This window comes from Polyangium sorediatum (assembly GCF_029946465.1).
Classification (GTDB): Bacteria; Myxococcota_A; Polyangia; order Polyangiales; family Polyangiaceae; genus Polyangium; species Polyangium fumosum.
Map to the genome: position 1 here is coordinate 1 of NZ_JARZHI010000094.1, position 23,452 is coordinate 23,452.

Annotated in this window: 16 protein-coding genes; 9 read left to right on the forward strand and 7 right to left on the reverse strand. The window is 68.2% G+C overall.

Annotation, left to right across the window (positions count from 1 at the left end; genetic code table 11):
- From QHF89_RS45225 to QHF89_RS45235, 3 genes are all read left to right on the forward strand, one after another.
- Positions 1–201 (forward strand): hypothetical protein (locus QHF89_RS45225; protein WP_284721789.1); only part of this gene is annotated, 201 nt, incomplete at its 5' end.
- 708 nt (positions 202–909) lie between these two features.
- Complete coding sequence (locus QHF89_RS45230) at positions 910–2,172, forward strand: hypothetical protein (RefSeq protein WP_136973187.1); 1,263 nt, start codon at positions 910–912, stop codon at positions 2,170–2,172.
- Positions 2,173–3,429: 1,257 nt separating this feature from the next.
- The gene (locus QHF89_RS45235) at positions 3,430–4,044 is read left to right on the forward strand and encodes a hypothetical protein (RefSeq protein ID WP_284721790.1); all 615 of its coding nucleotides are present in this window, start codon (positions 3,430–3,432) and stop codon (positions 4,042–4,044) included.
- Between the two features lie 514 nt (positions 4,045–4,558).
- Here the strand turns inward: QHF89_RS45235 and QHF89_RS45240 are convergent.
- From QHF89_RS45240 to QHF89_RS45250, 3 genes are all read right to left on the reverse strand, one after another.
- Positions 4,559–7,054: a hypothetical protein gene (locus tag QHF89_RS45240; RefSeq protein ID WP_284721791.1), complete on the reverse strand. Its 2,496-nt coding sequence runs from the start codon at positions 7,052–7,054 to the stop codon at positions 4,559–4,561.
- Positions 7,055–7,311: 257 nt separating this feature from the next.
- Positions 7,312–8,283 (reverse strand): hypothetical protein, encoded by a 972-nt coding sequence (locus tag QHF89_RS45245; RefSeq protein ID WP_136973189.1) that lies wholly within the window; start codon positions 8,281–8,283, stop codon positions 7,312–7,314.
- Positions 8,284–8,331: 48 nt separating this feature from the next.
- Positions 8,332–9,144: a hypothetical protein gene (locus tag QHF89_RS45250; RefSeq protein ID WP_136973190.1), complete on the reverse strand. Its 813-nt coding sequence runs from the start codon at positions 9,142–9,144 to the stop codon at positions 8,332–8,334.
- 834 nt (positions 9,145–9,978) lie between these two features.
- Here QHF89_RS45250 and QHF89_RS45255 point away from each other — a divergent pair.
- Complete coding sequence (locus QHF89_RS45255; protein WP_136973191.1) at positions 9,979–12,255, forward strand: FG-GAP-like repeat-containing protein; 2,277 nt, start codon at positions 9,979–9,981, stop codon at positions 12,253–12,255.
- 256 nt (positions 12,256–12,511) lie between these two features.
- The gene (locus QHF89_RS45260) at positions 12,512–12,982 is read left to right on the forward strand and encodes a glutathione peroxidase (RefSeq protein ID WP_136973196.1); all 471 of its coding nucleotides are present in this window, start codon (positions 12,512–12,514) and stop codon (positions 12,980–12,982) included.
- Positions 12,983–13,495: 513 nt separating this feature from the next.
- Here QHF89_RS45260 and QHF89_RS45265 read toward each other — a convergent pair.
- Both QHF89_RS45265 and QHF89_RS45270 read right to left on the reverse strand, forming a co-directional pair.
- Complete coding sequence (locus QHF89_RS45265) at positions 13,496–14,164, reverse strand: Vgb family protein (RefSeq protein ID WP_136973192.1); 669 nt, start codon at positions 14,162–14,164, stop codon at positions 13,496–13,498.
- A gap of 52 nt (positions 14,165–14,216) precedes the next feature.
- On the reverse strand, positions 14,217–15,437 hold the full coding sequence (locus QHF89_RS45270; protein ID WP_136973193.1) for a helix-turn-helix domain-containing protein: 1,221 nt from the start codon (positions 15,435–15,437) through the stop codon (positions 14,217–14,219).
- A 227-nt stretch (positions 15,438–15,664) separates the two neighbouring features.
- Here QHF89_RS45270 and QHF89_RS45275 point away from each other — a divergent pair, with 227 nt between their 5' ends.
- The 4 genes from QHF89_RS45275 to QHF89_RS45290 are packed head-to-tail and all read left to right on the forward strand — an operon-like array spanning position 15,665 to position 19,685.
- Entirely contained in the window at positions 15,665–16,378 is a 714-nt protein-coding gene (locus QHF89_RS45275) for a response regulator transcription factor (RefSeq protein ID WP_136933026.1), read from the forward strand.
- Between the two features lie 3 nt (positions 16,379–16,381).
- Positions 16,382–17,749 (forward strand): sensor histidine kinase, encoded by a 1,368-nt coding sequence (locus QHF89_RS45280; RefSeq protein ID WP_136973194.1) that lies wholly within the window; start codon positions 16,382–16,384, stop codon positions 17,747–17,749.
- A gap of 35 nt (positions 17,750–17,784) precedes the next feature.
- Positions 17,785–18,915, forward strand: coding sequence for a CotH kinase family protein (locus QHF89_RS45285; RefSeq protein WP_136973195.1), 1,131 nt, complete (start codon positions 17,785–17,787; stop codon positions 18,913–18,915).
- A 14-nt stretch (positions 18,916–18,929) separates the two neighbouring features.
- Complete coding sequence (locus QHF89_RS45290; protein WP_232379854.1) at positions 18,930–19,685, forward strand: polyphosphate polymerase domain-containing protein; 756 nt, start codon at positions 18,930–18,932, stop codon at positions 19,683–19,685.
- A 333-nt stretch (positions 19,686–20,018) separates the two neighbouring features.
- Here the strand turns inward: QHF89_RS45290 and QHF89_RS45295 are convergent, their stop codons facing one another.
- Both QHF89_RS45295 and QHF89_RS45300 read right to left on the reverse strand, forming a co-directional pair.
- Positions 20,019–21,329, reverse strand: coding sequence for a TolC family protein (locus QHF89_RS45295; protein ID WP_136973283.1), 1,311 nt, complete (start codon positions 21,327–21,329; stop codon positions 20,019–20,021).
- A 95-nt stretch (positions 21,330–21,424) separates the two neighbouring features.
- Complete coding sequence (locus QHF89_RS45300) at positions 21,425–23,452, reverse strand: biotin/lipoyl-binding protein (RefSeq protein ID WP_136973282.1); 2,028 nt, start codon at positions 23,450–23,452, stop codon at positions 21,425–21,427.

The window sequence follows — 23,452 nt, forward strand, 5'->3', positions numbered from 1 at the left end:
ATGGCGAAACAGGTGGTCACGATGGCGAAACAGGTGGTCACGATGGCGAAACAGGTGGTCACGATGCCGCGAAACAGGTGGTCACGATGCCGCGAAACGGGTGGTCACGATCGCGCGAAATTCGCACGCTCGGCGCGCGTGCTCGACGTCGCAGCCCTCGGGGCGCTCGCGACGCGCGGATATCGCAGCTTATTACGATAACCTCGGAGCCCGGTTATTACAGTAATAAGTAGCTAATCGGCGCGATGCTCGGCATGGCGATCGACGTCGCTCGTCCATGATCACGTGAGAGTCACGGCGCTTCTGCTCTCGACGCTCGGCGCGGTCGTGCTCGAGGCGCAGCCCTCGAGGCGTTCTCGATGCGTGGCGCGGTCGTGCTTGAGGCGCAGCCCTCGCGATCCGTGCCACGACGAACGGCGCAGCCCTCGCTCGAGAGGTGTCTCCTCCGTCGCTCTTCCCTCGGTTATGCCTACGTGTGATCGAGTGTCCTCCGCGCGGAGGACATGCCGCGCGAAGTGTCCTCGTGTCCTTCGTTTGCTGCGACTTCGTCTTCTTCTCGCCCGTGTGTGAAAGCGGCGAAACGTTCGCGCTCCATTGCCCGATCGCTCCATCGCTTTACCCGAGGTCTCGCCATGGGTGCTCGGCGCGGTCGTGCTCGACGGCGCAGCCCTCACGATCCGTGCCACGACGAACGGCGCAGCCCTCGAGGCGCTCGCGATGCTCGGCACGGTCGTGCTGAGGCGCAGCCCTCGAGACGCTCTCGACGCTCGACGCAGTCACGCTCGAGGCGCAGCCCTCGCGACGCGTACCGCGACGAACGCGCAGTTCTCGGAGCGCATGGCGAAAGGTTCGTCCGAACCTACCGCTCCCCCTTCCCTCCGTTCGTCCGTTCCTGTACGGTGCTCGCCCGTGTCTCGCCCCCTCGCCCTCATCGCTCTAGCCCTGCTTTCGCTTTCGGCCCCCGTTACAGCGGCCGAACCGAATACGCCTGCGCCGCCGCAGCCCGAAGAGTCGAAAGGCGGGAAGGTCGAACGGTTCGGCAAAGTAACCCCGGAAGACGAAGCGCGATTTAATGCGCTTGTCGCATCCGGGGATCGAGCACTCGATGCGGGACGATTGAATGATGCGGTCATAGCCTACTTGGACGCGCTGGATATCAAATTCGACGCTCGCTTATCGGGGCGTGTCGGGCTTGTCCTTTCGATGTTTCAACAGAGCCCGTCGCTCGATATCAAAATTGCACGTCTACTCGTTGATGCCGTAGACGACGCGGCCGGAATATCCACGGCCGAAAGGCGGCAGTTCTTTGATGCATACGAGCGGGTTCGCAAACGCCTATGTAGACTCGAAGTCACATTGAATTATGTTGACGCAACGGTCTCGATCGGAAGCCGCAAACCGCTCCGCAGTGATGGCGCATTCTGGACATTCATTCCGCCCGGGAAAACTGATATCGTTGCCAGCTTGCCCGGTCGCGACGATATAAAACAGGTAGCTGACTGCGTTCCTGGGAAGGGCGCGCTCATGGAATTCGAGTTCCCGCCCCTTCCGGGCGAGGAACGCGAAACCATCGTGAGAGCGCCGCCCGAACGCGTAATCATCCGAGACGAGTTTCCCGTGTATGCGCTTCGGACACCGGAGCCCGCAATCAAAAAAGACGACACGCCCCGATCGCGCTTTGCCGGGGGAATCGGTCCGGTGTTGGTTATCGGCGCGGCCCCCTCTCCATCGCTCGGGGTGTCCATTACGGGGGAGTATCGACTTCAAGGCTGGTCCGCCGTAGGTATTGCGAAAGGCGCGTGGTCCATGGGCGACGTCGAAAAACGCCCGATCGATATCTTTTCGGCTTCTGCTACCGTGGGACCGTGCGTGCAATGGCAATGGCTTGACGGCTGCGCTTTTGGCGGCGCGATAGTTTTCGAGCAACGGATGAAACAGAACGACCTCTATCATTTGAGGACAAATACTAAGATAATCCCGGCGCTCGGGTTAGGTATCGGAGCGACGTACGCGATCAAGGATAGGCTATCTGCGCGCGTGTTCGTAGACGCAACTGCACTAACGCAGGACTTGATCGTTGGTATCGTCCCCTCGGGAGGCGCTCCCATTTCCGTCTGGCAAACACAAAGGTTTCTCTTCTCCGTTTCCGCGTTACTGATGTTTGGGCGCTAGAAAGGCGATCGTCATGCTCACGGGTCAACAAAGGACAGGCGTTCTCGTTTCAGTCATTATCGCAGGGCTAGGCATAGGCGCAACGCTCGGCGCGAATGGATGCTCGACGGATCCGGTGTATTCGCTTTTCTACTGCCTACCCGACGCAAACCCGGACGCTGATATCAACGGCGATTGCTTTCCCCCGGATGGAGGAAACTCTGTCGAGCCCATGTCTTGCAAAGCTGCGGGCGGCGAGTGCGTACCGATGGGAACGTCCGACTTTCGCGAAAGGGCCGTTCTTGTATGGATGGGTGAAGAATACGACGACCCGGAATGCCCCGAGCGCGCAAGCAGCGATTTCTATACCGGATACGGTGATCTCGTCGTATCGTGGGAGTGCTCTGAGTGCGCTTGTGGGCCCGCGGAATGCGTGATGCCTGAATCGCTCGAGGTTCACTCGGCGAGCTTCTGTCAAGGTGGCACCGGGAACGCGTATGCCGGACCGAGCGGATGGGACGGCTCATGCGTATCCCCTTCGGTCCTTCCCAAGGGGAGTTTCTCCTCCATAAAGCTAAACCCCGCGACGGTAGCGCCGTGCGAGCCCGTAGGCGATCCGATTCCGAAGGCGCCCGGTTTCAGGGCTTCCCCCTCATCATTCGCGAACGGCATCTACTGGGGCACGTACGCGAAAGCATGCCAAGGGACCGCGGCGGGAGCATGCGAGAATACGGGCGATCTATGCTTGCCTACCTCGGAACCCCCGCCCCCTGGTTTTCGTCAATGCGTGCAGTACACATTGCCCGTCGATGAAACCAACCCGCCGAAATGCCCCGACGCTTTCCCCGATCGGTTTACCTTCTACTCGGGCACCAAGGGGAGCGTCGAGTGTACGCCTTGCCAGTGCGGCGAGCCTGTCGGCGCAGAATGCGCGGTCTCTTTTTCGGCCTACCAGGATCCCGCTTGCGCGGGGGTTCCTATGCCGTTGTTTAAGGAGGTTCCCGCATCGCCTAACTTGTGCATCGACTTCGGCGGGGTTCCGTATCCGCTGGGCTCGATGGAGGCAAAGTGGGTAAAGAACACGCCCGGAATATGCGAGCCGATCGGCGGGGAATTGATCGGAGAAGTGAAAGCGGTTGATCCGCGTGTGTTCTGTTGTCAAGCCCCGCCCGAGGCACCGACGGAGTAACGGATACGCTCGTACTCAGAATCGAACCCATCGAAAGTAGACGCGGACCTGTAGCGTCATAGGACTAAGAGACAAGGAAGAGGGACCGAATGACCAAGCGACCGATTACTACGGGATACTCTAGCTATCAAAGAAACCCCGATGGCACATACGTGTGCGGTGGAGCCTACACGGGGTATCAGCAAAACCCTGACGGTAGGTACGTTTGTGGCGGAGCCTATGCAGGTTATCAACGAAACTCTGATGGCTCCTACGTTTGTGGAAACGCCTATACCGGCTGGCAGCAGAACTCCAATGGCATCTACGTCTGCGGTGGCGCGTATACCGGCTGGCAGCAGAACCCCAATGGCACCTATGTCTGCGGTGGTGCGTATACCGGCTGGCAGCAGAACCCCGATGGCACCTATGTCTGCGGTGGTGCGTATACCGGCTGGCAGCGGAACCCGGACGGCACCTACGTCTGCGGTGGTGCGTATACCGGCTGGCAGCGGAACCCGGACGGCACCTACGTCTGCGGTGGTGCGTATACCGGCTGGCAGCGGAACCCGGACGGCACCTACGTCTGCGGTGGCGCTTATGATGGCTGGCAGCGAAACCCGAATGGTACCTACGTGTGTGGCGACGCATATGACGGCTGGCAGCGGAACCCGGACGGCACCTACGTCTGCGGCGGAGGCAATTCCCTGTGGTGCTTCATGCGCTAATATGCGGCGCGCCTATTCAACGCCACTCAAGTAGCCAATGAACCCGATGTCGCCTCCCTCCGCAGGCTATTGGCACGTTAGCTAGGCAAGCACTAATGCAGCAACAAGCTGCCTAATACACGCGGGCGGCACAACCGGGCCGAGGGTAGAGCGCCTCGAGGGCTGCGCCGTGGGCCGTTGCGCCTCGCGAGGGCTGCGCCGTCGAACACGACCCCGCCGAGCGTCGAGACCGCCTCGAGGGGCTTCGCGTCGTCGCACGCATCGGAGAGGTTGCGCCGTCTGGCACGACCGCGCCGAGCGTCGAGACCGCCCCGCGCGAGGGCTGCGCCGTGGGCCGTTGCGCGTCGCGATGGCTGCACCGTCGAGCAACACCGCGCCGAGCATGACTCGACGGTTACGGCGCGCTTGTGCCATGCGTCAAAAGTGCCCCGAAAGGGCCCCGCTACCCCGGGGATCGCCGAGAAAAATCAAGCATAATATCAAGCTATTAGCTCTCCCTCGACCTTCCAAATCACTACCCAAACAGATTTCGCTTGCCGCTCCCGCTTCCGCTCCCGCTCCCGCCTCCGCTCCCGCTTCCGCTCCCGCTCCCGCCCCCGCTTCCGCCTCCGCTCCCGCCTCCGCCGTCCAGCTCCACGAATCGCCCGAAGACACGATTCGCGCCGAACGGCTCTCCCGGAACGAACCGCGCGTACGCCACGAGGGCCTTGTTCGCATTCTCCGCCGCCATCACGGGCGCGCCCTCGACCCACGTCGGTTCGGCCGAGAGCGGGACTTTCGCAGTCACCGTGCCGTCGGCTTCGATCGTCCTCGCCACGAGGTCGACGGCGGCCGGGTCCGCGGGCGCCGTGAGGACCCGGAAGGCGACGAGCACGCGGGGCCCCACCGCGACGAGGGCGGGGCACGTCCCCTGGACGTAGCCGTGGTAAAACGCGACGTCGTCGCAAGCGCCGTACGGGACATCCTCGGCGAGCAGGAGCCCGGGCTGGTCGAGGACCGTTCCGTCGGACGTCACGCGCGCGGCGCGGAGATCCACGCGCCGCTCCTCCTCCTGCGGCTTGCGCTCCTGCCACACGACGACGTGGTGGGTCCCTTGAAAGGCCACGTCGGGGAAGACCGCCGGCGTGGGCGACGCGGACGGGGCGACCAGGAAGCCGCCCGGATCGAGCGGCTCGCCCGCGGGGGTCAGGCGGCCGGCGCGAATGCCGGTGCTGGAGGCCCAGGTCACGAGGAAGTTCGTCCCGTCGAACGAGAGGGTCGGCGCGGAGCCGACCCATGAGGCGGGCGCCGCGGACAGGTCGATCAACGGAGAGACGACGCCGTCCTGGCCCACGCGGAAGGCGTGGAGGCTACCCGCCTCGCTCGCGCCCACGAACATCAGCCCCGCGCCGTCCGTGGCCGCGTCGTGGGAGGCCGGGAGCGAAAACGGCGTGGGATCGAGGAGGACGCCGTCCGGGCTCAAGCGCGCCGCGCGGGCCGCGAGCGGGTATTCGTAGGCAGGAAACGCCGAATCGGTCCCCCACACGACGAGGGTATTCTGGCCGTCGAAGAACGCGCGGGGCTCGACCTGGATGTTTGCGCCGGCGAAGACGGGAATGCTCTGGGGGTCGAGCAGGGTGCCGTCCGGGGACAAGCGCGCGGCGTGGATGTCGTACCATTGGATGCCTTGCTCGAAGTCGCGGTCGTCGGTCCACACGACGACGTGGTTCGTGCCGTCGAAGGCCACCGCGGGCTGGAATTGTTGATTCGAGCTCTGCGAAAGGACGATGCGCGGATCGTCGAGCGCGGCGCCCGCGGGATCGAGGCGCGTGCCGACGATGTCCCCGCTGTTGACGTCGTCGGAGCTGTGGCTCCGCTGGGTCCAGAGGGCGAGCGCCCCCGCGCCGCTGCTGGCCAGGGCGACCTCGTAGACGTTGTTGCCGAGTGGCACGCCCGCCGGGGGACCCAGCGGGAGCCCGGCCGGCGAGAGGCGCGCCGTGCGCAGCGTGACGGCGTCGGTCATCGGCTCGTCGTCATTCCAGGCGAAGACCGTGTTCACGCCGTCGTGGGAGGCGACGAGGCCCGAGGGATACCCCGCGACGCCCGACACCGGAATCGGGCTCGGGTCCAGCATCACGCCCGCGGACGAGATCCGCGCGGCGAACGCGCCGGTGGAATGGCCCCACCCGAGCACGTACTGGGCGCCGTCGTGGGCGAGCACGGCATTGTCGGCCTGAGGCGTAGCGACGAGGACGACGTGGGTGGGATCGAGCGGGGCGCCGGCCGCGGAATAACGGCGCCCGCGGATCTCGCCGTCCTTCCAGACGACGAGGTAATCGGTGCCGTCCGTGGCGACGACGGGGCGCGCGGGGTCGGGGGCGTCGTCGGAGGGCGCCACGAGAAAACCGCCGGGATCGAGCACGGTGCCGTCTCCGGCGACACGCGCGGCGCGGACCTCACAGCTCGCGAAGGGGCAGGTCTTGTCCCAGACGACGAGGGAGCCCTGGCCATGGGAGGCGACGTTGATCTGGCCCAGGTCCCCCTCGGCCACGAGGATCCCGCCGGGATCGAGCACGGTGCCGGCCGGGTCGATGCGCATCACGCGCACGCTCGAAGGAGAGGCGCCGGAAGGCTCCGAGGTGCTGCCCTCGTAGACGAGGAGGAAGTTCGTTCCGTCGTAGGTGATGGCGGGATGGCGGCCGTCGGCGAGGGGAAGGCCGTAGGGGTCGACGAGGGTGCCGCCCGGCATCACGCGCGAGCCAAAGACGCGGTCCCGGCCATTACGCCCGTCCTGCCAGACCGCGAAGTACACGCCGTCGCCGAAGGCCGCCGCGGGGCTGCCTTGCACCTCGGCCGCGAAGCCGGGGAGGGGATCACCGAGGCCGATCTCGGGGCCGATGATGGTTTCGAGGGCCGCGCGCGCGGAGCCGAGCGCGGGCGAGGCGAGCTCGGACGCACCGCAGCCGAGGAGGACGAGAGAGACAAGAGAGAGGAGGGACGACGTGAGGAGGCAGGGCAGGGTACAGCGCATTCTTGCGAGCGTACCGTGGGTTTGCCTTGGGAATCCACGGGCGCGTGAGGCGATTTCCTGCCGAGCGGCGCTCGCGGGGGCCTTGCTCTCGGGTTTCGTGGTGTGAACCCTTCAATGGGTTCTGTCGGGGACACGCCGAAACCGTCGCCGCTTTGACGCGAGGAGCGACGTGAGGCCGGGCAGGACCAGGGCCTCGGAGGACGCGGTGGAGGGGCCGAGGTGGCAAGTCAGCCCGGGGCGACGCTTGACGCGGAGCCTCAGAAGGGCGCGTCGTCGTCGTCGCGAGGATCGACCGCCACGCGATCGTCGACCCTCACGCCGGTGTCGATCGTGTACACGAACGTCGACGGGCCCGTGGGGTTCGTGGCGTCGACAATCCAGACCCGCTCACCGCTCATGAACGCCACGCGCTTGGCGTCGGGAGAGAACGCCGCGGCTTCGCAGCCGCGACTCACCCACGCGATCACGTCCGAGCCCCGCCCCAGGGCTCCGCGGATCCCCCGTTCCCACACGGGGTCGAGCCCCAATGCAGCGATGTTGCGGACCCACCAGATCTTGCCCTCGTCGTCGCACGCGACGGCTTCGCCGAAGTCGGCGGCGTCGAGGGCGATCCCGCGGGCCTCGATGATCGGGAGGTCCTCGGGTATCGACGCTTCGTCGAACCGCCCGAAGCTACCGACCCAGCCCGTCGCCAGGTCGAGGACCCCATCGTCGAGCGCGATCCGTTGCCCGTCCGGCGCGCAGGCATGGATGAAGTGACGATCGCCCCAGCTCGACGCGTCGAAGGACACCCCATCGACCGGGTTGTCGATGACGCAGTCTTCGGGCTCGCGGGACCTCTCGCTATCGATGACATAGCAGCGCATGGCCGCGGGCCAGGGACCCGCGTGCCAGCGTTCTTGCGCAGCGTCGTACACCCATACGCCCGCGACGCGAACGTCGCTCGGCACCGCGTCGTCGATCGCCCCCATCCCGCGTGCTCGGCGGAACTCGACCCAGCGCTCCACCGCGCGATTCATGCGAATCCCCGGCGGCAGCGAGATCTGGAGACGGCAGTCTTCTCCGCGGAGACGGTAGACGGCGCCGTCGATCTGAGCCCACAGATCGGTGCCCACGAACGCGACCTCGCGGATCCGCGTCTCGTCGACGGGAGCGCCCACGAGGCGCACCACCCGCGTGGGGATGCGCTCCATTCTCAAGCCATTGACGAGGGGGGAAGCTCCAGACATTGGTATCACTCGCAGGTTGCGGCGCAGAACGGACCAACAGCGCGGCGTTCAAGGCGTCTGCGCGTAGCGATCGAGGTGCGCGATCGAGAACCGCGGACTCTGCATGCGCTCGAGGAGCGAGGCATAAACGCCGTGCATGATCTCATCGGTCGAGCCGAGCTCTTGCGCGTAGTCCGAAGGGATCACGAAGAGCTCGTCGTCGAGCGCGGGGCCGAGCACGACGTCGGTCGCACCGGCGCGGAGGTCGCTGCCGTCGATCGGGTTTTTGCCCATCCGCCACACGCGGATCCCGCGCCAGAAGCACTCCTCGGACACGCTCGTGAGGATCTGCGACGTGCGGCGATAACAGCTCGCCTTCAGGCCATGGATGTCGCGCACGTCCAGTGCCTCGAGTGGTCCCTCCTGGTAAAACGGGAGATCGGGAAGGACGAGGTCGATGCTCCGCCGGACGGCCGCCTGCGCCTCGGGACCGAGCTTGCGGTACTCTTCGAACAGGTGGGCCGCCGCGGTGCGGAAGCGAATCACCTTCCGTTGCTTCGGGAACACACGCACCTCGGACTCGCCGTCGCTGACGGTGTAATCGTCGCCGGCGAACATGCCGCCCGTGGTCTCTGCGCGAACGCGTCCGTTCTTCAAGTGGAAAACCATCCTGAGCGAGCCATCGTGCTTCTCGTAGACGATACGCGCGGTTGTCGGAGCCATCGGGTGCACAAACGGGTTGTCGCTCGCGTTCGCGACCGGCGATACGCTACCGACGGGCGCGACCGCATCGTGACGGCTGCTCGGCTTCGGCGCGCGCGAGCACGCGAGGAGCGTCGTCGCCGCGAGCAAGACCAAAGAGAGCTTCGTCGTCGTCGTCATCGATGAGCACCCTAGTCGCGGTCCGCGACGCCGCCAGCGCATTCGAGCGGGCCACGTTCCCTCTCGGCGACGGGGCGCTCAGGGGGCGCGGGCCCGAGCCCCAGGGGTCATGCCCGCGTGGATCGGTCGAGAGCGGGACGATCGGGGTCACCGTGCCGTCGGCCTCGGCCGCGTAGCCGGGGAGGGGATCGCCGAAGCCCATCTCGCGGCCGACGACGATTTCGAGGGCCGCGCGAGCAGAGCCGAGCGCGGGGGACGCGGGCTCGGGTTCCCCGCAGCCGAGGAGGAGAAGGAAGAGGGACGAGGTGAGGAGGCAGGGAAGGGGAAGGCGCATTCTCGCGAGCGTACCGTGGGTTTGGCTCGGGGATCCACGGGCTCGCGAGGCGATTTCTTGCCATGCGGCGCCGGCGCATTTCGTGAAGGGAAGAGGTCAGGCGGTTCTGTCGGGGACACGCTGAAAACGCGTGGACGCTTCCTTTGTTGTGATGTGTTCACCGACCCGTCGTCCCAATCAATCCCACCCTGACGGACCGATACGCCGTATTCGTTCTCGGCGGAGCAGCCGCGATGGCTCGGGAGGGTGATGCTCCTTCTCCGCATCTGAGGCGCTCAGGCAGCAGCAGCGGCTGGGTCCGAGGTCCGTCGCACGCCGTATCGTGATGTCCGCGATACCAGGCCGGCACGCCGAAAGACGGGCCGGGGCCTGCCTCGACGTCACCCGAGGCCGTATTCCACGGTGGCATCGTTCTTGTAATGGCGACCTGACGCATCACCGTCGGCGCTGGGTCGGCGTCGCGCGGCACCCTACGCTTTCACAAGAACAGAGGACTCGACGTGCGTTATCTCAAAAGCTCTCTCTCCTACCTGACGGTCCCGGCTCTCTCCGCCCTGCTCCTCGTGGGCTGCGCCAGCGCCGACCCCTCCGAGGCCGACAGCCAGGAAGGCGGCGAGGCCGTGGGCGAGGCCCATGACGCGCTCACCGCCGAGCAGTGCAACTACTTCGATGTCAACGGGAAGGTCCAGATCTGCCACAAGACCGGCTCGACGACGCATCCCTACACGATCATCCGTGTCAGCGAGCAGGCGTGCATCAACGCGCACAGCGGCCACAACGGCGACTACGTCACCAGCCTCGACCCGAGCTCGCCGCTCTTCGATCCGACGTGCGGCGGCCTGGGTTGCCTGTCCGTGAACGCGCCGTGCGACGCCACGGTGCCCTGCTGCGACGGCCTCACGTGCCAGAGCGGCACCTGCGTCGACGTCGATGAATGCGCCGCCGGCACCGACAACTGCGACGAAAACGCCTCCTGCACCAACACCGCGGGCGCCTTCACCTGCGCCTGCAACGCGGGGTACGAGGGCGACGGCGTGAGCTGTACCAACATCGACGACTGCGCCGCGAGCCCGTGTCAGAACGGTGGCACCTGCACCGACGGCATCCATAGCTACACGTGCGAATGCGCGCCCGGCTTCACCGGCGCCAACTGCGAGACCAACATCGACGAATGCGCCGCGAGCCCGTGCCAGAACGGCGGCGCCTGCACCGACGGCATCCATAGCTACACGTGCGAATGCGCGCCCGGCTTCACCGGCGCCAACTGCGAGACCAACATCGACGAGTGCGCCGCGAGCCCGTGCCAGAACGGCGGCGCCTGCACCGACGGCATCCATAGCTACACGTGCGCGTGCGCTCCCGACTTCACGGGCACCAACTGCGAGACCAACATCGACGCGTGCGCCGCGAGCCCGTGCCAGAACGGCGGCGTCTGCACCGACGGCGTGGGCAGCTACACCTGCGAATGCGCGCCCACCTACGAGGGGACCCACTGCGAGGCTTGCTCCGGCACCCTCGCGGACTGCAACGGCAGCTCGTCCGACGGCTGCGAGGTGAACACCCAGAGCGACGTCAATCACTGCAACGGATGCAACCTCGCGTGCGCGACGGGCGAAATCTGCTCGAACGGCACCTGCCAGGCCGCGCCCTCCGGCCAGGTCCCCGGCACGCCGATCAGCGTCTCCGCGAACCACAACCCGCTGGCTCCGGCCGTCGCCGATGTGAATGGCGACGGGAAGCTCGACATCCTGGTGGCCAACGCCGACTCCGGATCGATCGTGACCCCCTCCGGCTCATTCTCCGCTTACCTCGGCAACGGCGACGCAACCGTTCAGGCGGAGGTCAACTACACGGGCGCCCCGCTCTCCAGCAACGCGGTCGTGGCGGTGGACGTGGACGGCGACGGGTGGCTCGACGCCGTCACCGTCAACGGCCAGACCAACCTGCCCCTCAGCAACGGGAGCATCAGCGTCTACCGGAACCTGGGCCCGAGCGCGCCCGGAACCTTCGATGCGCCGACGACCTTCACCACCGGCACCCCGGGCTCCGTTCACCTCTGCACAGGGGACTTCGACCACGATGGGGTCGCCGACATCGCCACGACCAGCGTGACCCTGAACCAGGTGAGCGTGATCCTCGGTACCGGCGGGGGCAGCTTCGGCGCGCCCACCTTCATCACCATCCCGGGCACGGGCGGCGTGCAATCGACCATCGCCTGTCGTGATCTGAACAGCGATGGCTTCGCCGATATCGTGGTGACGAGCCCCGCCGTCGCGCGCCTGTCGATCCTCATCAACCAGGGCAACGGCTCGTTCGCCGCGCCCGTCTCGTACGGCAACTCTGCCAGTGGCCAGACGGCGGGCATCGCCTTCGGCGACGCCAACGGCGACGGCGTGCTCGACATCCTCTCGAACGGCGCGGCTGGCCGGTTCCTCTTCTTCTTCAAGGGGAACGGCGACGGCACCTTCGCGAGCGGCGTCGGGTCCACCGCCTCGGGCAGCGCGGTCGCCAATTCGGCGCTGGGCGTCGTGGCGAATGACTTCAACGGCGACGGCAAGCTCGACGCCTACATCCTTGTCACCACCTCCTCGGGCGGCGTCCGCCCGATGACCGGCAGCGGCACCGGAGCCTTCACCACGGGCACCGTCGTCTCGACCGGCGCCTCGCCCGGCCTCAACGCCATCGCCACCGCGGACATGGACGCGGACGGGTACGCCGATCTCATCCTGACCAACAGGGGATCCGGCACCGTCACCGTGGTCCCGAACGGACTCTGAGGAGGTGCCCGTGATACCGCGCGAGCGGGCGCGATGGGGCGGTATGCCCTGATCTCAGCGCGGTCCCCGTCCAATGGTGCGCTCGGGGCTCCGCGCGCTCGGGTTGCCATCGTCGAGGGCGGACGCCGCCGCGGCGCCAGGGAGCCCCTGGCGTCGCGGCCCGTCCTCGGGTATTGCGATCCGCATGCTCAACAAACTGGTCGGCGTCGTGAATCGCGCGGTGTACGGCAAGGCCCCCGAGGGCGGGCCCGGCTCCATGCAGGAGCTCTCGCTCCAGCGGCTCGACGGCGCGCCGCTCCCGCTCGAAGAGGTGGCGGGCAAGGTCGTGCTTTTCGTCAACGTCGCCAGCCGCTGCGGCCTGACGCCGCAGTACGAGGGGCTCGTGAAGCTCTACGAGCGTTACCACGACCGCGGGTTTCTCGTGGTGGGCGCGCCTTGCAACCAGTTCCTCGGGCAGGAGCCGGGCTCGGCGACGGACATCGCGCAGTTCTGCTCCGCGACCTACGGCGTCGACTTTCCGCTCCTCGCCAAGCAGGACGTGAACGGCGCGGAGCGCAGCCCGCTCTACCAGTGGCTCATCGCCAGCAAGGCAGGCGGCGGCTCGGACATCTCCTGGAACTTCGAAAAGTTCCTCGTCGGCCGCGACGGCGCGGTCCTCGCGCGCTTCTCGCCGCGGGTGACGCCCGAGTCGCCCGAGGTCGTGCAGGCGATCGAAGCCGCGCTCTGACCTCGTCCACAGGGTCCACAACCTCGGCCACAGGCTCCGCGACCCCGTCCACAGGGTCCACGACTCCGTCCACGGGGTCCACGACCCCGTCCACAGGGTCCACGACCTCGGCCACGGGCTCCGCAACCTCGGCCACGCGGACGCACGCGTCTCAGAGGGTGTTCCACAGCGTTGCGCCGGGGTTTCACCCCGGGCCCCGACCAGGGGTTGTCCACCCCTGGACCTGGACCAGCGCAAGCGCTGGACCCCGGGTCGATGAGCTGCGCGGAGCGCAGTTCATCGAACACCGACGACGCCCCTGCCAACCGAGACGGCCGCGCTGCCCTTTCCACGGGCAACGCTGTCCCTGGTCTTGCCACCGGCCTGTGGAAGAACTGCGCTTTGCGCAGTTCTTCCCGAAGGGTCCAGGGCTGGCCCTGGTTCGGGTCGAGGGGCGAACAGCCCCCGCGGGGCCCGGGGCAGCGCCCCGGCGCAACGCTCTGGAACACCCTCTGAAAGCCCCCCTTTCGTTTGTCACCGCTTCGCGGCGGTCTTCGGCCGGCGCACGGCGCGCACCTTTCCGCTGTCGCCGCCGCCGCAATAGAAGAGCTCGGCCCGATCCGCCTCGAGCCCCGTCACCGAGGCGCCCGCCGGCATCCGGAGGCGCGCCTCCACCTCGCCGCTCTCCGGATCGATCCGGCGAATGTCGCTCTGCTCGCCCTCGTCGGTGCCGTGCCAGAGCTCGTTGTCGACCCAGGCAACGCCGGTCACGAACCGATCGGATTCGAGGGTCCGCAGCAGCGCGCCGGTCGAAGCGTCGATCTGGTGGATCTTCCGGGCACGATACGCGCCGACCCAAAGCGTCCCCTCCGCCCACGCCAGGCCGGAGCTGCCGCCGCCGGCGGGCGCGGGAATCGTCCCCACGACGCGCCCCGATCCCGGGTCGACCTTCTGGATCCGGTCGCCGTCGATCTGCCAGAGGTATCGGCCATCAAACGCAGTCCCGGCGGGCGCCGGGACGTCGAGCTCGCGGACGATCTCGCCGCTCGCCGGGTCGAAGGCAGCGAGCGCCTCGCCTCTCCCGAACCACACGCGCTGGCCGTCGAACGTCACGCCGTGGACGCGCTCCACGCCGGGGAAGGGACCATACTCGCGGACGATCTCCGCTTGCTGCACCTGGGGGTCGCGCTTGCTCGTTTGCATGAAGGCCTCCGCTGGTTTGCGCCCGGCCCACGGACCGGCACGCGAGAGGGTTTTACCCTGCGGGCAGCGGCCCCGGGAGTAACAAGGTTGTCGCGAATCCTCCCAGGGGACGCGCGACCCACCGCTGGGAGCGCCCGCGCCCGAGGGAGCGCGCAGCGCCCGAGGCTTCGAGTTCGCGGAGGGCGCGCTGCACGGTGCGCTGGCTTCCGCCGAGCGCGAATGCGAGCGCCGACGTGGACCAGGGCTCGCCCCCTTCGAGCAGCGCGAGGATCGCCCCCGCCGGGCCGTCGATGGGCGGCGCGAGCACCACGACCGCGCCCGCGGCGAGCGGGACGAGCGCATACCCGCGCCCTGTCGCGTCAATGCGCACGAGCGAGCGGAGCGCCGCGCGCAGGCGCCCCACCTCGACGCGCAGGCGGGCGCGGTGCGACGCGTTCGCCGCGCGCGCCCCGAAGGCACACGCGATGAGCGCGCCGCGCGGAACGTCGGCGGGAAACGCCTCGGCGAGCGCGCGGAGGAGGGCGAAGAGGACGGGGCGGCCGGCCAGCGTCACGGCGCAAGGAGGGCTCCGGACCACGCGGCGGCAGGCATCCACGACGAGATCCCCGGAGGCGAAGAGGGCCTCCACCTCGTCGAGGCGCACGGCGCGTGTGTGCCCGCCCTGAAGGAGCCGCGCGCACGGCGCCGAGAGGGCACGGCGAGCCCGCTCGACCTCCGCGACCAGCGCGGGGATGCCTGCGGCGAGCGCGGCGGCGTGGGAGCGCTCCAGCGCCGCCGCGGCCTCCGATACGCGGACGCGGCGGAGCGCGATCCCCGCGCGCGTGAGCTCGCAGAGGGCGGCGAGGGGAGCGTTCGTGTGGCTCGCCTCGAGGGGCGCGAGCGCCTCCTCCGCCTCGTCGAGCTGGCCTTGGAGCAGCAGACGCCGGACGCCGACGAGCCGCGCGAGCAGGGCGTTCGCGTGGTCTCCCAGCGCCTCGAGCGAGCGCGCCGCCGCGTCCAGCGTGTGCGCGGGAAAGCGCAGATCACGCGTGGCGAGGGCGATCTCCGCCTCGGCCACCTGACAACGAGCCCGCCCGAGGCGCTCGCGTGGACCAAACGCGCGCGCCGCGCACCGGAGCAGCTTCCGCGCCCGGTCGTATTCGCCGAGCTGGGCCATCGCAATGCCCCGCAGGGCGAGGGCGGGCGGGTCCTCGCGCAGCGCCACGCGCTGGAGCGCGCCGAGCGGATCGCCGGCCGAGAGAGCGCGTGCGGCCGCGGCGATCACGGGGTCCATGGCAGCGCAGTAGCGCCGTTCGTCCCGGCGCAGCAAGGCCGTTTCGGGCGCCCGGGGGTTTTCCTTTGGGCCTGCGCATCATGAGCTCCGCTTCGTGCCGGAGGGCGTCGACGAGCGGCTTGCGGATGTAGCCCGAGGCGCCGCCCCCTCCCGCCCGCTCGTTTGCCCCATGTTAAGCAACTGTTAGCGGCGCACTCCGCCTGAGGCGGGGGTGGTAGTCTGCGCGGATGATGCCCGTGGAGAGGACCTCGACCTCGATCGTGTTCATCGAGGACGACGAGAAGCTCGCGCGCCTCACGGCGAGATACCTGGAATCCCACAACGTCCGCGTCACCCTCGCGACCGACGCGCGCGACGGCATCGCCGCCGTGCTGCGCGAGCACCCGGACGTCGTCCTGCTCGACCTCATGTTGCCCGAGATCGACGGCTTCGAGGTTTGCCAGCGGCTGCGCGCCCGCGTGCACACGCCGATCATCATGGTCACCGCGCGCGGCGAAGAGGCCGACCGCGTCATGGGCCTCGAGGGCGGCGCGGACGACTACCTCCCCAAACCCTTTTCCGCGCGTGAGCTGCTCGCGCGCATCCGGGCGCACGCGCGCCGCGCCCGTGGCCTCGCGGGCCCCCCGGCCGAGCGCCAGATCGTGGCCGGCTCCCTCACGATCGATCCCTGCGCGCGCAGGGCGGTCTTCGGCGGGGTGGATCTCGCGCTCACGACCTACGAGTTCGATCTCCTGCATGCCCTCGCCGAGCGGGCCGGGCGTGTCCTCACGCGCGAGCAGCTCGTGGATCTCGTGCGGGGCAGCGCGGACGAGGCCTTCGATCGTTCGATCGACGTGCACGTCTCGCACCTGCGGAAGAAGCTCGGCGACGATCCAAAAAACCCGCGCATCATCAAGACCGTGCGCGGCATCGGGTACGTATTCGCGGTCGACCGGATGTGAGCCATGGCCCTCCGTAACGTCCTGCGCGCGCGCCTGGCCCTCCGCATTTACCTCGTCGGGCTCGCGCAGTTCGCCCTGGTCGCGGCCGGATTCATCGCCCTCCTCGAGATCAACCGGCCGAAGGGGTTCCCGCACGAGCACCAGGTTCGTTTCTTTCACGAGATGATCGCGCGGGAGATCGACGACCCGCGTGAACTCCAGGGCGTGCTCGATCTCATGCAGCGAGAGCTGCACGCGACGGCCACCGTGGTCGATCCGGACGGCGCCGTCTTCGCGACGAACGCGCTCGGCCCGCCGCCCCGCTGTATGCCGCCCCGGCCCCCGGGGAAATTCATGGAGGATCGGCCTCCACCTTGTCACGTGAGGCCCGTGCGGTTTCCCGATGGCCGCGAAGGGCGTATCGAGCAACTCTCGGCGTTTCGACCGCCGCCGGGGCCGCCCATCACCGGGCCCCGCGTGGTCGGAATGGTCCTCGTCGTCGTGGGAATCTCGTCGTGGCTGCTCGCGCGTACGCTCACGCGGCCGCTGCGTCGCCTGTCTTCCGCGGCGCGCGCGTTCGGCGGCGGCGATTTGAAGGCCCGCGCCGCTCTGCCAAACCGCGACGAGCTCGGCGACGTGTCGCGCGCGTTCGACGAAATGGCCGAGCGCGTGACCGAGCTTTTGCGGGCGGAGCGGGAGCTGCTCGCGAACGTCTCGCACGAGCTGCGCACGCCGCTCTCGCGCATTCGAATGGCCCTCGCGCTCGTCGCCGAGGCGGAGGGCGACGTGGCCGTCGCGCGGGAGATGCTCGGCGAGATTGGCGGGGATCTCGACGAGCTCGAGCGGCTCATCTCCGACGTGCTGACGGCCGCGCGGCTCGATTTCGAGGACGTGGCCTCGCACGCCGGCATTCCGCCGCTCCGCCGCGAGCGCGTGGACGTGCACGATCTGCTCACGCACGCAGCGTCGCGGTTTCGCGCGGCCCACCCGCAGCGGGCGTTGCGGGTCGACGTGCCGGCGGATTTGCCCTCGGTCGACGCGGATCCGGTGCTCCTGCGGCGGGTCTTCGACAACCTGCTCGAGAATGCCCACAAGTACACGGAGGAGCCGGCGGAGACGGTGGAGCTCGTCGCGCGTGGGGGCGAGGACATCACGGTCGAGGTCGTCGACAAGGGCGTCGGGATCTCGGCCGAGGATCTTCCGCGTGTCTTTCGACCGTTCTTCCGGGTCGACAGGAGCCGGACCCGCGCGACCGGGGGCCTCGGTTTGGGGCTGCCGCTCGCGAAGCGGATCGTCGACGCGCACGGCGGCCACATCGAGCTCATCAGCACGCCGAACGAGGGGACGCGCGCCCGTGTGCGACTCCCGATCGCACATCTTTCGCCAGCTTAACACGCCGTTAACAGGGACCTCGTATCCTCGCGGGCATGGGAACCCGTCTCGCCTCGATCCTCCTGTTTCTATCGGCCTTCACGGGATGCACCGCCGAGGATCCCGTGGAGGGGGTCTTCGACCCCGCCAAACTCCACAAGGTCGAGATCACCATCGCTTCGACATATCTCGGTACGCTCGAGAGCGATCTCGAGGAGCGCGTGCCTTGCGACATCGTCTACGACGGCGAGCTCGTCGCGGGATCCGGGATCCGGCAAAAGGGCAATACGCTCGTGGATCTCGACGACAAGCCGAGCTTCTCCATCAAGTTCGACGCGTTCGACGACCAGGCCAAGCTCTACGGGCTGAACAAGCTCATCCTGAACAGCTCGAAGCAGGATCCCAGCTTTTTGCGCAGCCGGCTCGGCTCGGACGTGCATTTGCGCGCCGGCCTGCCCGCGGCGCGCGTCGCGCACGCCCAGGTGACGCTGAACGGCGTCGACAAGGGGATTTACGTGGTGGTCGAGGCCGTCGACAAAGACTTTCTCCGGAGCCACTTCGGCGAAGAGTTCGCCGAGGGCAACCTGTACGAAGGCCCGTGTTGCGGCGATTTCGCGGACGACGTCGAGCACATGGAGCTCGAGGACGAGAAAAAGGACGGGAGGTCCCGGGACGATCTGCGCGCGCTCGCCCAGGTCATCCAGGACACGCCCGACGCGGCGTTCGCCACGGCGCTGGAAGAGCACCTCGATCTCGGCCAGTTCATGAAGATCTACGCCCTCGAAGCGCTGCTCGGCCACTGGGACGGCTTCGCATTCCGGGCGAACAACCATTACATCTACGACAACCCCGCCACCGGGCTCTTCGTGTTCATGCCCCACGGGATGGACCGGATCCTCGACGATCCTTCGTTCGACACCGAGACGACGCCCGTGACCAAGCTGCCGCTGCGAATCCGCGCGATCACAGCGCTCGAGATGGAGTTCCATACGCAGCTCGACGAGCTCGCCCGGAACGCGTGGAACGAGACGTCGATGCAAGCGGTCATCAACCAGGCCGCCGCGGTGCTCCACACGGCGGCCGCAGGCGAGCAGACGAGCAAGGACCTCGCCGCTTTCGACGAGGGCGTGACCGATCTCCGCAACATCGTGACCGTGCGCAGCGACAAGATCGCCCCCACGAACTGAACCCGAGGCGCGCCGTGGACAACATCATCGAGCGGTACGAATACAAATACCTGGTCCCCGAAGGGCTCGTGCCCGGCATCCGCGCCACGGCGCGCGCGACCTCCAAGATCGACAAGTACGCCGGGCCCGACGGGACCTACCGCATCCGCTCGCTGTACTTCGATACGGACCGCTACGACCTGTTCTGGGCAAACGAGCGAGAGCAAGCCGATCGATTCAAGCTCCGGGCGCGCTGTTATCCCGCGAGCACGGAGAGCCCTGTCTTTCTGGAGGTGAAGCGGCGCGTGCTCGACGTGATCGTCAAGACGCGCGCCGCCATCCCCGCAGCCGCATGGCGAGACGTCCTCGCCGGCAAGGAGTCCGCGCTCGCCGCGCTCTCCCCCGGCGCACGCTCGGGCGCGATGCGGTTTCTCGCGCCCTATCACCGGCACCACATCCGCCCGGTGCTGCTCGTCGAATACGAGCGCGAGGCCTACATCAGCGAGATCGACACCTACGCGCGGCTCACATTCGACCGCAAGATCGCCGTCCAGCAGCAGGAATCCATCGATCTCGAAGCCATCCCGGGGCGATGGCGCCCCATCGATCATCGGGGGCAGACGCGAACCCAGGAGCCAGTATGCGTGCTGGAGCTCAAATTCGAGCGGCGCCCCCCGCGGTGGATGGTCGCGCTCGTCCAGCGCCTCGACCTGATCCGGTTCTCCTTCTCGAAGTATTGTTACGGCGTGACCGCAGAGCTGACACTCCCGGAAGCACGGATTCCAGGCTGAGGGAGGAGGGAGGCGTCGCGCTGGGGCTTTGCCCCAGGCCCCAGCAGGGGCTGTCCGCCCCTGCACCCGGACCAGCCAGGGGCTGGACCCAAGCTCGATGAACTGCGCGATGCGCAGTTCATCGAACAGGCCCGGTCAAGACCAGCAACGACCCTGCCAACCGAGACAGCCGCGCTGCGGGTTCGGCTGGCACCCCGGCTTCTTCGTCGGCCTGTTTGAAAAACTGCGCGGAGCGCAGTTTTTCAACCCTGGGTCCAGCGCCTCGCTGGTCCGGGGTCGAGGGGGCGGACAGCCCCCCGCGGGGACCGGGGCAGAGCCCCGGTGCGGCGGCGCTCACGGCGCGGCGGGGAGGCGGCCGCCGACGGCGCGGCGGAGTTCGGAGACGGCGGTGCGATAGCGGCGTATGAGGGCGAGGAGGCGGAGTTCGACTTTGACGCGTTGGGCGTCGACGGAGAGGGCTTCGATCACGTCGACGTTGCGGGCTTCGAGGGCTCGTTTTGATGCGGATCCTGCTTGCGCGGCGGCGGGGAGTGCGCGGGAGCGGAATGCGGTGACGAGCTCGCGCGAGGCATCGGCTTCGCGGAGGCGGGCGCGTACTTCGCGGGCGACCCGCTCGACCTCGGCGGCGAGCGCGCGCTGGGAGGAGTTCTTTGCTGCGCCTGCGGCGGCTGTGCCTGCGCGATTCGTGTCGAAGATGGGCAGCTCCACGCCGGCCTGGAACGTCCAGGCGAGGCCTGTCAGCGTGCCTGGCGTGGGGAGCGTGCCCGGCGTGAATTGATAGCCGAACTCGAGGAACGAGAACCACGGAAAACGCCGCGCGCGCTCGGCGTATGCGCGGGCGTCGGCTGCGTCGATTCGCGCGCCTGCAATGGCGACCTCGGGCCTGCGCCGGAGCGCCTCTTCGATGAGGGCCTGCTCCGAAGGGAGCGCTGGGGGGGGCCACGCGAGTGGCGGCTCGCCGACGACCTCCACGGAAGCTCCGGGGTCGAGCCCGATGCGATCGAGCAATTCGCCGAGCACCTCGCGCCGGTGCGCCTGTTGCTCGGCGAGGTCGGATTCGGCCTCCACCGCTGCGAGTTCGGCCAGGGTCTCGTCGATGGATGTCGCTTCCGCTGCGGCGACGCGGGTCTTCATTTGCGACGCGAGGGACCTGCGCGCCTCGGCGACGGCGTGGGCCGCGGCGATTTCGGCGTCGATCAAGGCGACGTCGTCGAAGAGCCAGCGGACGTCGGCCTCGATCGTGATGGCCTCGGCTTGCGCCTCGGCCTGCGCTTCCGCCTTCGCCGCGCGTGCCTCCGCGACGTCTGCGTCCACCTCGCCCGGCCTATCCGGCGAGAAACGGAGCGCGGTGCGGATCCGCGGCTCGCCCTCGACGAATTGATCGAGGCGCATCTGCGTGATCCGAAGCTCCGGGTTTTTGTGCTTATCTGCTGCGGCGACCTCCGCTTCGGCCGTGGTCGCGGAGGCTTCGAGCGCGGCGAGCTGCGCGCTGTTTTTTTTGGCCAGGGCGACTGCGTCTTCCACGGTGAGCACGCGCGGCGCTGCGTCGGACGTGCTCGCTGCGCGCGCTGCTGTGCCTCGACGGACGGATTCGTCGCGCCGCACGGTGAGCGCTCCCCGGGGACCGAGGCTCTCGCGATACATGGCAATCGCGCGTTCGGAGCCCGAGAGGTGCAGCGGAGGGGAGCAACCTGCGAGAGCTGGGAGCAGCGCTGCGGGGAGCAGGGCTGCGTACCTTTTCAGCGCGCCCACGGGACCTCCTCGAACGACGGGAGGCTACTGCCCGTGTCGAAGACGACCATGAGCTTGCCCGCCGAGAGCGACGGCGCGATGCCCTCCGGCTTGAGCCCCGGAAACCGTTTGACGAGCAGCGGCGTGAGCGCGCCGGGGGCCGGGGCCTCGACGCGCCAGAGCGCGCCCGCGTCGCCGTCCGCCGTCGAAGGCGTGGACGTGATCACGAGGCTGCCGTCGGGCAAAAACAAAAGATCGGAAATGCCGCCCGGCGTGGGTTTGCCCGCGAGCTCCACGTCGACAGGGACATGCGCCCATAACGAGGCGCCGGCGCCCGCGAGGGGCTTCGACGCGAAGAGCGCGCCGGGCGTGGTGACCTGCCAGATCATGGCATGGCCTTGCGCATCGAGAGGCGCTTTGAGGCCGAAGTACAGGGCGCCTTTTCGGTAGGCGAGCCCCTCGATGTCGAGCGCGCGCGTGCCCTTCGGGAGCCCGAGCGCCGCGGCCTGCGCCGGGTCCGCGTCCAGCAGTTCTGCGAGATGGGCCTCCCCGTCGACGCGGAAGCCTCGCCCGTCCTTCCGGAGGCGCAAGAGCGCCGTCCGCGCGGGCTTGCGTTTGCCTCGCTTGCTGTAGCTCTGCGACGACAGGAGGTAGATCTCGCCCGCATCGCCGACGGCAATGGCCTCGACGTCCGAGATCTCGTCAATGCCGTCCACCTGCAAAGGCTCCGGCTCGATCACGCCGTCCTTGGACATGGCAAAGATCCAGGGCGCGCCCTCCGCGTCGTCCCGGCCCGTATCGTCGCTGACGACGAGATAACGCCCTTCGGCCTCCCGCGCGAGGATCCCGGACGGCTCGAATCGCGTCCTTTTCGAGAGCACGTCCGGGAGCTTCATCGGCAGCACGCTCGCCGGGAGGTTGTTGGCCGTCGCCGCCGGAGGTGCCGGGGGGGAGGCCAGCGGCGCCGAGGCCGGCTCGAAGACGACATCAAACGCTTGCCCCGCGATCACGTCGAGGGGGGCGTCGAGCTCGACCGTGATCTCGCGGCCCCACATGGGGATCTTGGGCGAGACCCAGCAACGCGCGGGCAGCTCCGCGACGAGCGGACCGAGCGCGATGGTTTTTCCTCGCAGCGCGCCGCCCTGCTGCCCTCGAATCCACAATTTCGCGCCGTCGCCCTCGCGCACGCCGAGGGACACGCGCTCCGGGACGCAGGTGACCACGCGCGCGCCCCCGCTCACGACGCTGAGCACCGGATCCCCGGCCACGGCGACCTCGCCGGGCTGCTTCAGGATCGTCGCCACGCGCCCGCGCCGCGTCGCGCGGAGCACGTACCCCGCGCGCCTTTGCTTCAAGAGCTCGATGCTGCGCTCGGCGAAACGCACGTCCGCGGCGAGTTTGTCCGCCGTCGCGGAGCCTTCCTGCTTCGCTGCTTTGCGCCGCGCCTCGGCCGTCTGGATCTGCTTCGCCAGGAGCTTCAACGTCCGCGGCTTCTCCGCGGCGAGCGCCGCGGCCGCGGCGTGTTGCAGATCGACCTTGGCGAGCTCCTCGAAGACCACCTGTCGGTCCTCCACGAGCTGCTTCACCCGCGCCATTTCGTTATCGAGCACCTTCGCCTCGGCGGACACCTGGAGGTGCTCCTCGCGTTGCCGCGCCGCCTCGCGCTCCAGGGACGCGAGGTCCGTGTCGAGTTTTTGCAGGATCTCGGACTCCGAGGCGCGCACGTCCGCTTCGAGCCGCGTCTTTTCGGCCTCCGCGACGGCGATCTCGGCGTCGATCGCGGACGTGTCGAGCTCCGCGACGATCTGCCCCGGCGTGACCTCGTCGCCGACACGCACGTGGACCGCCGCGACCTTGGCGATTTCCGTCGGCGCGATGGCCTCCGGCGTCGCCTCGGCGAACCCCACGACGTGACCCCGCGCGTGGTCGCCGTAGTGCAGCCCCGCGGCGGCGCCGAGCGTGCCCACGAGGCAAAGCCCGGGCGCGAATCGCTGGAGGGCCGATTGCATTCGATGGAGGGTCTTCGTCGATTTCAT